The following is a 12,034-nucleotide window of genomic DNA, read 5'->3' as shown; positions in this document are numbered from 1 at the left end:
ATTATTTCTCCTCTTTTTTCTTTGCTTTTGGAAGGGTTAAATTTAACACAATTGCTACAATCGTTGCAAGAACAACCGGAGATTTTCCGAAAATTGTTGTCACCCATTCCGGGAACTGTGCCAGTGAAGCATTTGCCTGTGTCACACCCATTCCTACTGCTACTGCAAGTCCTACAACTGTTGTATTACGGAAATCCATTGGCTCTGTCGTGATCAGTTTGATTCCCGTCATTGTAATCGAAGCAAATACAGAGATTGTCGCACCGCCGAGTACACAATACGGAATTGTTGTAAGCAGAGAAGAAAACTTCGGAATCAATCCTGCTGCCAGTAATATCACTGCTGCCAGCCCCATTACCACACGGCTGACGACCTTTGTTGTTGATACGATACCTACATTCTGGCTGTATGTCGCAGTCGGAAGTCCTCCAAAGAATGCACAGAAAATGTTACTGATTCCATAGCCTACAATTCCACCTGTCAGTTCTTCATCTGTCGGCATACGGTCCATAGATCCTGTTGTTGTTGCCGAAAAATCACCAATTGCCTGTACTGCATTGATCGCAAACAGAATTCCGATCGCAACACATGCAGATGGTTCAAACTTGATTCCAAAATGCATTGGTTTCGGAAGCTGGAAGAGCGATGCCGATGACACAGATGAAAAATCTACCATTCCAAAGAACAACGCTACGATATATCCTGCAATAATTCCGATCAGGATGGATGCCAGTTTCCATACCCCTTTTCCGTAATGATTCAATGCTGTTACAATGATCAATGTAATAATCGCAACCACCCAATTCTGCCATGATCCATAAGTCTTGCTGCTCGCACCTCCGGCCATATAGTTAATTGCTGTCGGATACAGAGAAAGACCGATAGAAAATACGACCGTTCCTGTAATCAGCGGCGGGAAGAATTTGCGGATTCTCTTAATATTCAATCCCACCAGAAGTGCAACCACACCTCCGATAATCTGTGCACCCAGAATTGTTGCAATGTCAAAATCAGACGCAATTGCCTGCATACTTGGAACATACGCAAAGCTGATTCCCATCATAACCGGAAGTGCCGAACCGATCCGGAAATTCTTTGTTTTTATAAATGGAAACAATTGCAGTAATGTCGTCAGTGCCGACATCACCAGTGCTGCCTGTATTAAGATCACGGAATCTTCCTGTGAAATTCCGGCCACTCCCGCAACAATGATCGATGGTGTTACACATCCGACGATCATCGCAAGTACATGCTGGATTGCAAGTGGCAAAGCCTGTCCGATAGATGGTTTCCCATAAAAATCAAATAATGCTTTGTCCATCTGTTTTGCTTCTTTTGTACTCATATATATCCTCCTGTAAATTTCTTTCGAACGCATGGCGATTCATATTATTTTCAACTTAAATATTATATATTTTTTCTTCTTTTTTGTGTAGTCCTGCAGTTATTGAATGTTTTAATAAAATCTTATAAGCTACAGTTATTATAACTATTACATTCCGTTATGTATACATTAAATTTTATCATGGTAAAGTGCTGAATTTCATGGTACAATGACAGATAGAGACTAAAGACAAACGGAGGAATGAACAATGGGAATTTTGTCTAATATTGAACCAAAAGAAGTATTCCATTACTTCGAAGAATTAAGTATGGTACCTAGAAGTACCTTCCACACAAAAAAAATCAGTGATTTTTGTGTGGAATTTGCAAAAGCTCACAATCTGGAATATATCCAGGATGAAGTGAACAACGTAATCATCAAAAAACCTGGTACTGCCGGATACGAGAACAGTGATCCGGTTATCATCCAGGGACATCTGGACATGGTCGCTACAAAGACAACCGACAGTGATCATGATTTTGAAAATGATCCTTTAGACCTTTTTGTAGATGGTGATCTGATTGGGGCAAAGAACACCACTCTCGGTGGCGATGATGGCATCGCCGTTGCTTACGCTATGGCAATCCTTGCCAGCACAGACATTCCACACCCACCGATCGAAGCTGTATTCACAATTGATGAAGAGATTGGTATGGGCGGTGCACATCACCTGGATACATCTGTATTAAAAGGAAAGATCTGTCTGAACATTGATTCTGAAATTGAAGGTGTTATGACTGTCGGATGTGCCGGCGGCTACATTTACGATACCTTCATCCCGATCGAATGGAGTGAAGAAAACGGAACAAAGATGACGATCTCCATTTCCGGTCTGCAGGGTGGACATTCTGGCGCAGAAATCCAGAACCAACTTGGAAATGCACACAAGATCATTGGACGCGTCCTGTATGCTCTTGCAAAAGATTACGACTTCAACATTGTAAGCACAAACGGCGGAAATGCAGCAAACGTAATCGCACAATATAATACGACTGAGATTATTGCTGACCCTGCACAGGCTCAGGCTATCGCAGATGCTGTTACCGAACTGGAACAGACGATCTCCGCTGAGTTTGCCGGACAGGAACCAACTTTATCTCTGAACGCTGTTTCCGAAGGCGAGACTGCCTTAAAAGCATTTGACGCAGATACTACCGCACATGTAATCGGATTCCTGTATGGAGCAATCGATGGTGTACAATGCTATGACCGTGCGTTCCCTACAGCTGTAGAATCTTCCCTGAATACAGGTATCGTTGAAACCACAGAAGATACGGTAAAGATCAAATTTCAGGTTCGCAGCTCCGTTGCTACCAAGTTAGATGATATGCGAAACAAACTGGATCTTGCAACAGATCTTGCAGGTGCTTCCCGCGAAATCTCTGGTGAATATCCGGCATGGAGCTACAATGCAGATTCCGTGATCCGTCCGAAAGCAATTGAACTTTATAAAGAAATGTTCGGCAAAGAGCCTACCGTTGAGACAACTCACGGAGGACTGGAATGTGGAATCTTATTCGGAAAGAAGAATGATCTTGATATCATTTCTTTCGGACCGGAACTGACAGGTGTACATACTTATAATGAGCGCGTACATATCGAATCTACAAAGCGTATGTGGGATTATCTGAAAGAACTTTTAAAGATCTGTAAATAATCCATATCTATCCATCGTTTTTTATGAATGCAACGTAATATTAAAAGACAGCTTTTCAAACTTTCAAATCTGAAAAAGCTGTCTTTTCTCATTTTTATTTTATTCTTATTTCACAAGAAATACATCTGCATTTGTCACCCCGAGCGCCGTTGCCTCTGCGTGATTATTTACATAGATGTCAATGTGGTTTCCCTGAATTGCACCGCCGCAATCCTCAGCTGTAAATATATGACCTCCGATGATCACTTTCGTTCCGTAAGGAATAACTCTTGGATCAACCGCAATCGTCTGACCTTCTACCACCGGCGTTCCTGTTGCTGTAATTCCGTCTGCTTTATTACAGCAGATTTCACATGCACAGTAATATGTAATCTGGAAATTACCAAGATTCTGTCCATACATTTCGTTCGTTGCATTGACATTACTGATTCCGCCTCCGGCAAGTGTATAATCATCATTGATAATACGTGTTGCCCATACTGCATTTTTAGTATTTACTTTGCTTTCAATAATCCCAAGTTTCGTGCTGGCTGCTTCAATAGTCTTTCCATCACCTGCATACATCACTACGTGGTATATATGGCCTTCTTTTGCATAAAAGATCAGGTCACCCGGCTGTGCATCCTCTACAGGAATCTTCGTCCCACACTGGCTCTGGTCCTCTGCCACTCTTGGAAGATCATATCCATATTGTTTGTATATCTGCTGTACAAATCCGGAGCAGTCTGCCCCGTCTGTCAGACTTGTACCTCCCCATACATATGGATTACCGATAAACTGGGAAGCAAATTGCAGGATGGACTCTCTGATCTCACCACTTGGCGTTCCTTCTTTCACAGAAGCCAATGTATAATATAAAGCAGCATTTTCTTCTGGTTTTACTGTTTCTTCCGCCGTTTTATATTGTTCTTCCCCTGTTGTCGTGATCTGCTGTTTTGTCTCATCGCTGTTATCGAGATATTTCTTTTCAACAAACCCTCTGACATTACCGGACTCTATATATACCCAGTCGACATCTTTATCGGCAAGGATATAACAGAGCTGTCCCTGTTTCAGCGTTCCGACAGTTCTCGCATCTGGATTATTCTCTTCTTTTATATTCAGTATTCCTGTCTCGATCTGATCATTAACCAGCGCATAATCCTTCTCTGCTACCGTCGGGTTCACCGTCGCACGCAGATATGTGTATGCCTGATTTTCTTTTGCATCGACAGTCGCTTCCGCTGTCTTTGCAGTTCCCTCAATACCGGTATATTCCATTCCGGCTTTCTCTGCCTTCTTCTGAGCCTTGGTCTGATAAACATCCAGGATTTCCTGTGCCGCATCCCCTGTATATACTTCTGATGCTTTTACAAACCCTCTGACATTTCCAGATTCAACGTAAAGCCAGCCATTCTCTTCTTCTTTCAGGATATATAACAGACCATCCTGTGATAAAGTTCCTACTGTACGGACTTTTTCTTCCAGCTGCTGATTTGCAAGTGCTGCGTCCAGACCTTTCTGTTTCAGGTTCTTTCTTTCTTCCATCGTCTTCTGAAGATTTCTGACCGCTTTACTCTTTGCTTTCTTGAATATTTTATTTTTAATTGTTTTTGTCTGTTTCTTTGTTATTTTCTTTTTTTTCTTCTGTAGCTTTTTTGTATCTGCTTTTGCATTTTCCAGATCCGTCTTTACATCCTGTGTATTACTGCCATCAATATTCTCCGGAATTGCCTCGCGGATATTGATCTTCGATTTTGCAAATGCATATTTTCTGGCAACTGTCCAGAACCGGAAATCTTCCACGATCTGTGGTAATTTTATAATCTGCTGCTTTGCAACAAGTGCTTGATTGCTTTTTGCACTTGTAACTGTATCTGCCGGCTGTTCCGGCTCTGCTGGTGCCTCCGGTTCTGCTGGTGTCGCCGGTGCCGCCGGTTCTGCTGGTGTCGCCGGTGCCTCCGGTGTTGCTGGTGTTGCCGGCTGTTCCGGCTCTGCTGGTGCCTCCGGTTCCGCCGGCTGTTCCGGCTCTGCTGGTGTCACTGGTGTTGCCGGTTCCGCCGGCTGTTCCGGTTCTGCCGGTGTCGCCGGTATCGCCGGAATCTGATCTACACGTTCTCCTGTAACCGGATTCGTCTTTTGTCCGGTTGTTGTATCTATCAGATATCCTGTACTTTCATCCAGCTTTACCTCACCTCTTTGGATCATCTCTTTCACTGCATCTGATACATCTGTAAGTGTATCCTTGCCATCTACTGATTTTGCCTGCAGCTTCTCTGCCTGTGCGGCCGGTGTCTGAGAGGCTGTGCTCTGCGTCCCGGCTGTCTCTGCCCCTCCATCTGCCAGCGCTGCAGCCGGAGTACTGATGATAAGTCCTATTGCAAGCACTCCTGCAAGTGCTTTTGTTCCCAATCTCTTTGCTACTTTATTATTTCTCAGTCTCAAAATCTAGCTCCTTCCCGGATTTCTATATTATACCAGGTCTTCCTTTTTTCTTCTTGTATAGATTAATATACATTATTTTAATTATACGCTTTCTGCTTTTAAATTTCCACCCTGTTATTGCTTTGTTTTTATCATTTTCATAAAAACTCATAAAAACACGCTGTCTTATTACTAAAATTTTTGGTATCTGCACAGCAAAAATGCGTCTGAATAAGTTTAAAAACCATACTCCGACGCATCCTTGATTTTCTTATTTTCTTTCGTTATTCTCGAATATTACATATCCAGAGGATATTTTGCAGTCAGCTCTGCAACCATTCCTTTGACTTTTTCAATATTGTCTTCACTTTGAAGTACCAGTGCGATGCACTCTGCGATCACATCCATATCTTCTTCTTTTAATCCTCTTGTTGTAACTGCAGGTGTTCCAAGTCTGACACCACTTGTCACAAACGGAGATCTTGGATCGTTCGGTACCGTATTCTTGTTACATGTGATGTGTGCGGCATCCAGACGTTTTTCCAGTTCTTTACCGGTTACCTCTTCGCCTCTTAAGTCAATCAACATCAGGTGATTATCTGTTCCGCCGGATATGATCTTTACACCACGACCTATCAGACCTTTGCTGAGTGCCTGTGCATTTTTGATGATCTGCTTCTGATATTCTGCAAATTCAGGCTCCAGTGCCTCTTTAAAGCACACAGCCTTTCCCGCGATCACATGTTCCAGTGGACCTCCCTGAATTCCCGGGAATACAGCTTTATTAAAGTTGAACTTATCTGCTGCTTCCTGATTGCAAAGGATCAGACCTCCTCTTGGTCCGCGCAGTGTCTTATGTGTAGTAGTTGTAGTTACATCTGCATACGGGATCGGACTTGGATGAAGTCCTGCTGCAACAAGTCCCGCGATATGTGCCATATCGACCATAAGGTATGCTCCTACTTCATCTGCAATCTCACGGAACTTTTTGAAATCAATGATTCTTGCATAAGCACTGGCTCCCGCAATGATCATCTTTGGTTTTTCTTTCACTGCGATCTCACGGACTTTATCATAATCGATCACGCCTTCGTCGTTCACTCCATATGATACGACGTTGAAATATTTACCGGAAATATTAACCGGAGAACCATGTGTCAGATGTCCGCCGTGATCCAGGTTCATACCCATAACTTTGTCTCCGGGCTCCAGCATCGCAAAGAATACTGCCAGGTTTGCCTGTGCGCCGGAATGCGGCTGTACATTGGCATAATCACAACCGAATAACTTCTTTGCTCTTTCTCTTGCAAGATCTTCCACTACATCCACACACTGACATCCACCATAATAACGTTTGCCCGGATAGCCTTCTGCGTATTTATTTGTAAGCGGACTTCCCATTGCTGCCATGACCGCTTTACTTACCCAGTTCTCCGATGCGATCAGTTCCAGATGCGAATTCTGTCTCTCCATCTCGGCCTGAATGGCATCTGCAATTTCACTGTCTGCTTTTTTAATTTCATCAAATGCGTACATACTTGAGTCCTCCTGGTTTGTTAAAAATTCGATTTTTTAATATGATAGCACTTTACCACGGTGAATGCCAGCATTTTTTTGTATATTTTTCAATACCTGTCAGATTTACAGAACCTGCCGTCACCGGTTTTCCATAGATAGTTCTAGGCAAAAAGAGGAAACCCCTGATGAAATTAATCATCAAAGGTTTCCTTTAATTTATCCATAAATCCTTTTTTCTTTTTACCTTTATGCTCTTCCGTCTTGTCACTCTTTTCTGTTCCAAGAGAATTACCTGTCAGTTCATCGAATTTACGAAGTGCTTCTTTTGCTTCGGCACTTAAGTGTTCCGGTGTCTGGATAACAAGCGTTACATAATGATCGCCGCGAACCTGTGCATTTCTAAGAGATGGAACTCCCTTTCCTTTCAGACGTACTTTTGTATCGGTCTTGGTTCCCGGTTTTACAGTATAGATTACTTCTCCGTCTACCGTCTTGATACGGATATCCGCACCAAGCGCCGCCTGTGCAAATGTAATCGGTACCGTTGAGAAGATATGCATATCCTGACGCTGGAAGATCGGATGTCTTGATACCACGACCTCTACCAGAAGATCTCCTCTTGGTCCGCCGTTTACACCTGGCTCACCTTTTTCACGGATACGCACACTCTGACCATTATCAATACCTGCCGGAATGGATACGGATATCTTCTTCTTGCTGGCTACATAACCTGTACCGCCGCAATCCGGACATTTTTCCTTAATAATCTTACCAGTTCCCTGGCAATCTGGACAGGTCTGTACATTCTGTACAGTTCCAAAGAAAGACTGCTGTGTATATACAACCTGACCTTTACCGCCGCATTTCGGACAAGTCTCCGGAGATGTTCCCGGTTTGGCACCTGTTCCGTTACATTTCGGACATGGATCTTTTAATACAACGTCCAATTCTTTCTCGCATCCGAATACAGCCTCTTCAAATGTGATCCTGACACTCTTCCGGATATTCATACCTTTCATCGGTCCCTGGTTCGCACGTCCGCCTCTGCGTCCGCCGCCGAACAGATCTCCAAAGATATCTCCGAAAATATCACCAAAATCAGCACCGTTGAAATCGAATCCGCCATATCCGCCGCCTGCTCCTGCACTTCCGTCAAAAGCAGCATGTCCAAACTGATCATACTGACGACGTTTTTCCGGATCGCTCAAGACTGCATATGCCTCAGAAGCTTCTTTGAACTTCTTTTCAGCTTCAGCATCACCCGGATTCATATCCGGGTGATACTTCTTGGCAACCTGTCTGTATGCTTTTTTCAAAGTTGCTTCGTCAGCATCTTTACTGACTCCAAGCACCTCATAGTAATCTCTTTTTGACTCTGCCATTTCCTATTCCTCACTTAATGTTCTTAGACTTCTTTGTAATCTCCGTCTACGACATCGTCGCCCTGGAATCCTTCTGGAGCCGGACCTGCTCCTGCTGAAGCATCTGCCTGAGGACCTGCTCCCTGAGCTCCTGCTGCTGCACCAGCCTGCTCATACATCTTTGTGAAAAGCTTCTGAGCACTTTCTGTCAGTTTTTCTTTGCCTGCTTTAATCTCAGCAACCTGCTCGTCTGTAAGAGTATCTGTATTTGCTTTTTCCAGTAACTCTTTCAGAGCTTTGCAGTCAGCTTCTACTGCTGCTTTATCTGCACCGTCAAGCTTATCGCCAACTTCCTGCAGAGCTTTCTCTGTCTGGAATACCATGGCGTCAGCTTCATTCTTAGCATCAATTCCTTCTTTACGTTTCTTATCCTGAGCTTCGAATTCAGCAGCTTCTTTTACAGCTTTGTCGATATCTTCATCAGACATGTTAGATCCTGCTGTAATTGTGATGTGCTGTTCTTTTCCGGTTCCAAGGTCTTTTGCAGATACATTTACGATACCATTTGCATCGATATCGAATGTAACTTCGATCTGTGGAATTCCACGTGGAGCCGGTGCGATTCCGTCCAGTCTGAACTGTCCGAGAGATTTGTTATCTCTTGCGAACTGTCTCTCACCCTGTACCACATTGATATCAACGGCTGTCTGGTTATCAGCAGCTGTAGAGAAGATCTGGCTCTTCTTTGTAGGGATTGTTGTATTTCTCTCGATCAGACGAGTAGCTACACCACCCATTGTCTCGATAGACAGTGACAATGGAGTTACATCCAGAAGAAGGATGTCGCCGGCGCCTGTATCTCCTGCAAGTTTACCACCCTGAACAGATGCTCCGAGTGCTACACACTCATCCGGGTTCAGAGATTTGCTTGGCTCTTTACCTGTCAGACGTTTTACTTCTTCCTGTACTGCCGGGATACGTGTAGATCCACCAACTAACAGTACCTGACCAAGTTCAGAAGCTGTGATGCCAGCGTCTGATAATGCTCTCTGTACCGGCTCAGATGTCTTCAGTACAAGATCATGTGTCAGTTCATCGAATTTTGCTCTTGTAAGGTTCATATCAAAATGTTTTGGACCTTCAGCTGTAGCTGTGATAAATGGAAGGTTGATATTTGTTGTTGTTGCAGATGAAAGTTCTTTCTTAGCTTTCTCAGCTGCTTCTTTTAATCTCTGAAGTGCCATCTTATCTGTAGATAAGTCAACACCCTCCTGTTTCTTGAATTCAGCGATCATGTAATCTGTGATCTTCTGGTCGAAGTCATCTCCACCAAGTCTGTTGTTACCGGCTGTAGATAATACTTCGATAACTCCGTCACCAATCTCGATAACTGATACATCGAATGTACCACCACCAAGGTCATATACCATGATCTTCTGTTCTTTCTCGTTGTCAAGTCCATATGCAAGTGCTGCTGCTGTCGGCTCGTTGATGATACGTTTTACATCAAGACCGGCGATCTTACCAGCATCCTTTGTTGCCTGACGCTGAGCATCGTTGAAGTAAGCAGGTACTGTGATAACAGCCTCTGTTACTTTCTCTCCGAGATATCCTTCTGCATCTGCTTTCAATTTCTGAAGGATCATTGCTGAAATCTCCTGTGGAGAATATTTCTTATCTTCAATTGTTACCTTATAATCGGTTCCCATCTCTCTCTTGATAGAAGAGATTGTTCTCTCTGCGTTTGTTACTGCCTGACGTTTTGCAGGTTCTCCGACAAGACGCTCACCAGTCTTTGTAAATGCAACTACAGATGGTGTTGTTCTTGCGCCTTCTGTGTTGGCGATAACTGTCGGCTGTCCACCTTCCATTACGGCTACGCAACTGTTTGTTGTTCCTAAGTCAATACCTATAATTTTACCCATGATAAATTTCCTCCTGTATTATTCTTTATTCTGATAATTGTGAATATGCTTGTTTCTAGTTTGCTACTTTTACCATGCTGTGTCTTACGACCGAATCACGGTATGTGTAACCTTTCTGAAATTCTTCGGCAACAATATTTTCACCAAAGTTTTCATCTTCCACATGCATCACCGCATTGTGGAAATTCGGATCAAACGGCTGACCTACTGCTTCAATAGGCTTCACCTCTATTCCTTCAAGTGTGGTAACCAGGTGTTTGTATACCTTTTCCATTCCCTGAACGAACGGATCTTCTTTTTCTTCTTCCTTTACCGCATCTAATCCTCTTTCGAAGTTATCTACAACCGGAAGAATCTTTTCTATGATATCTTTCGCTCCAATTTCATACATCTGAGACTTTTCCTTTTCTGTACGTTTGCGGAAGTTATCAAACTCTGCCATCTGACGAGTAAGCTTATCTGTCAGTTCTTCTATCTTCTCGTCCTTTTTATCTTTCTTTTTACCAAATAATTTTTTGCCAGTTTTCTTTTCTGCATCCTCTTTGGCTTCTTCGCTTCCGGCTTCTTCGGAAGTTTCTTCTGTCTCTTCCGCCTCAGCTTCTGCAGATTCAGTCTCAGCTGCAGACTTTTTGGCTTCTTCCACAGCTTCTTTTACCATATCTTCCTGACTTTTTTCCTGCTTATTCTCCAAGGGTTATTCCACCTTTCTATCATTCTTATGAAACATCTGATCCAGTTCTGTCTGGAGACGCTTCATAGATTTTAAAACATGTTCATAATCCATACGTTTCGGTCCGATAATTCCTATCGTTCCTTTCATACCATCCCCCAGTTCATACGTTGCGGTTACCACACTGCAGTCCCGCATGGTCTGTACCGGCGTCTCATCACCGATATATACCTGGATTCCTGTATTGTCTTCCTTTGCCAGGGTCTGGGTTACCAGCTCGGATAACTGCTGTTTTTCTTCAAATGCACTGATGATCTCCTGTGCACTCTGGTTATCACTCAGCTCCGGATATTTAAAAATATTCGTTGCACCGCTTGTATAAATCTGCATGTCATCATCCAGATGAATGGCATCCGCAACTGCATCCAGAACATATCCGACCACCTGACTGTGGATTCCTGCCTGCTCTTTCAATCTGGCGATCAGCCCCAGGTTGATCTCTTCGATTGCCATGCCATTGAGTGTTGTATTCAACAGCATGTTTAACTTCAGCAGATTCTCATTACTGATTGGTTCGTCAATGTTGATGATCTTATTCTTGATCACATTGCCGCCCAGTACAATGACTGCGATCACCTGTTCCTCATCTACCATAGACAACTGAATGAACTTAATCTTATTCGAATTGTTCATCGGAGTGGAAACCATCGTTGCATAATTTGTATTCGTTGCAAGAACCCTTGCCGCCTGCTTCAGAAGCTGATCCATCTTGTCAGCCTTATCAAGCATCTGCTCCTGCATCTCATTTAATTCCTGCTCTTTCTCCTCCATCAGCATGTCTACATAGAGCCTGTATCCTTTGTCCGAAGGAATACGTCCTGCCGACGTATGAGGCTGGATGATATATCCCATCTCTTCCAGATCAGCCATCTCATTACGAATCGTTGCTGAACTTAAATTCAGATCCGTATATTTGGAAATTGTTCTGGAACCAACCGGTTCTCCTGTCTCCAGATAATTCTGAATGACTGCATGAAGTATTTTCAATTTTCTTTCACTCAGTTCTTCATAATTTATCACCGGTACCTCCTCCTTTCGGTTTTGGGTTATTAGCAC

Annotated in this window: 8 protein-coding genes; 1 reads left to right on the top strand and 7 read right to left on the bottom strand. The window is 43.3% G+C overall.

All coding sequences use genetic code 11. From position 1 onward, the window contains the following. Position 1 precedes the first annotated feature (1 nt). Entirely contained in the window at positions 2-1,345 is a 1,344-nt protein-coding gene (locus tag NKF87_RS05690; RefSeq protein WP_253584147.1) for a uracil-xanthine permease family protein, read from the bottom strand. 247 nt (positions 1,346-1,592) lie between these two features. Here NKF87_RS05690 and NKF87_RS05685 point away from each other — a divergent pair, with 247 nt between their 5' ends. Then, on the top strand, positions 1,593-3,041 hold the full coding sequence (locus NKF87_RS05685) for an aminoacyl-histidine dipeptidase (protein ID WP_117598028.1): 1,449 nt from the start codon (positions 1,593-1,595) through the stop codon (positions 3,039-3,041). Between the two features lie 105 nt (positions 3,042-3,146). Here NKF87_RS05685 and NKF87_RS05680 read toward each other — a convergent pair whose 3' ends face one another. The 6 genes from NKF87_RS05680 to hrcA form a co-directional block, all read right to left on the bottom strand. Further along, positions 3,147-5,465: an NlpC/P60 family protein gene (locus tag NKF87_RS05680; RefSeq protein ID WP_117598027.1), complete on the bottom strand. Its 2,319-nt coding sequence runs from the start codon at positions 5,463-5,465 to the stop codon at positions 3,147-3,149. Between the two features lie 276 nt (positions 5,466-5,741). Beyond that, entirely contained in the window at positions 5,742-6,980 is a 1,239-nt protein-coding gene (gene glyA / locus NKF87_RS05675) for a serine hydroxymethyltransferase (protein ID WP_253584145.1), read from the bottom strand. 173 nt (positions 6,981-7,153) lie between these two features. Further along, positions 7,154-8,344: a molecular chaperone DnaJ gene (dnaJ, locus tag NKF87_RS05670; protein WP_028087089.1), complete on the bottom strand. Its 1,191-nt coding sequence runs from the start codon at positions 8,342-8,344 to the stop codon at positions 7,154-7,156. A gap of 23 nt (positions 8,345-8,367) precedes the next feature. Next, positions 8,368-10,248: a molecular chaperone DnaK gene (gene dnaK, locus NKF87_RS05665; RefSeq protein WP_118224648.1), complete on the bottom strand. Its 1,881-nt coding sequence runs from the start codon at positions 10,246-10,248 to the stop codon at positions 8,368-8,370. A gap of 55 nt (positions 10,249-10,303) precedes the next feature. Next, positions 10,304-10,906, bottom strand: a complete 603-nt coding sequence (grpE, locus tag NKF87_RS05660; protein WP_253584312.1) for a nucleotide exchange factor GrpE — start codon at positions 10,904-10,906, stop codon at positions 10,304-10,306. A gap of 36 nt (positions 10,907-10,942) precedes the next feature. Continuing rightward, complete coding sequence (hrcA, locus tag NKF87_RS05655; protein ID WP_055281023.1) at positions 10,943-11,998, bottom strand: heat-inducible transcriptional repressor HrcA; 1,056 nt, start codon at positions 11,996-11,998, stop codon at positions 10,943-10,945. Between the last annotated feature and the right edge of the window lie 36 nt (positions 11,999-12,034).

This window comes from Dorea longicatena, from assembly GCF_024168045.1.
In the GTDB taxonomy this organism is placed as follows: domain Bacteria; phylum Bacillota; class Clostridia; order Lachnospirales; family Lachnospiraceae; genus Dorea_A.
Note: the sequence above shows the minus strand (reverse complement) of the source record. Positions and strands in the feature narration are given on the sequence as shown.